At 59.2% G+C, this 588-nt stretch carries 1 protein-coding gene; it reads left to right on the top strand.

Annotation, left to right across the window (positions count from 1 at the left end; translation table 11 throughout):
• Positions 1 to 588, top strand: a 588-nt coding sequence (locus EN738_RS34890) for an ATP-grasp domain-containing protein (RefSeq protein ID WP_127287434.1), incomplete at both ends; no start/stop codon positions are given.

Raw genomic sequence — 588 nt, 5'->3', positions numbered from 1 at the left:
TCGGGCTGCCGGTAGTTCTTAAGCCAGCCATCGGCAGCGGCAGCATCGGTGTCCGCTTGTGCCGCAATGTCGAAGAGGTGGCCGAACACACGAACCACCTGTTGGGCGGGGACCCCACGCAGTCTTCCCCGATCCTGGTCGAAGAATTCGCACAAGGTCCCTATTATGGCGCTGATATAATGGGAAATGAGGTCATTGGGATTGCCGCCTCTGATTTCGGCCCGCCACCGCATTTCGTCTTCTATCGCGGCATCTGCCCAGCCCCGCTGAGTGATGACGAGCATAGACGTATCGCCGATCTTTCGTTGCGCTGTTTGCGGGCTCTCGACCTTGGCTGGGGGCCAACGAACATTGAGCTCCGGTGGACGAGGCGTGGCCCAGTCGTCATTGAAGTCAATCCCCGTATGGCTGGCGGCACTCTCTCGGTTCAGCTGGCTTACGGCATCGATCTCATCAGCGAGCACATCAAGCTTGTCATCGGCGACGAATGGAATTTGCGCAGACGGCATTCGAATGTCGCAGCATGGCGGGCTCTACTTCCTGATCGCGATGGCATCCTCGATTGGATCGACGGAGACGGTCGCGCGG

This window comes from Mesorhizobium sp. M4B.F.Ca.ET.017.02.2.1, from assembly GCF_003998955.1.
GTDB classification, from domain to species: domain Bacteria; phylum Pseudomonadota; class Alphaproteobacteria; order Rhizobiales; family Rhizobiaceae; genus Mesorhizobium; species Mesorhizobium abyssinicae.
This window is presented reverse-complemented; position numbering and strand designations above follow the sequence as displayed.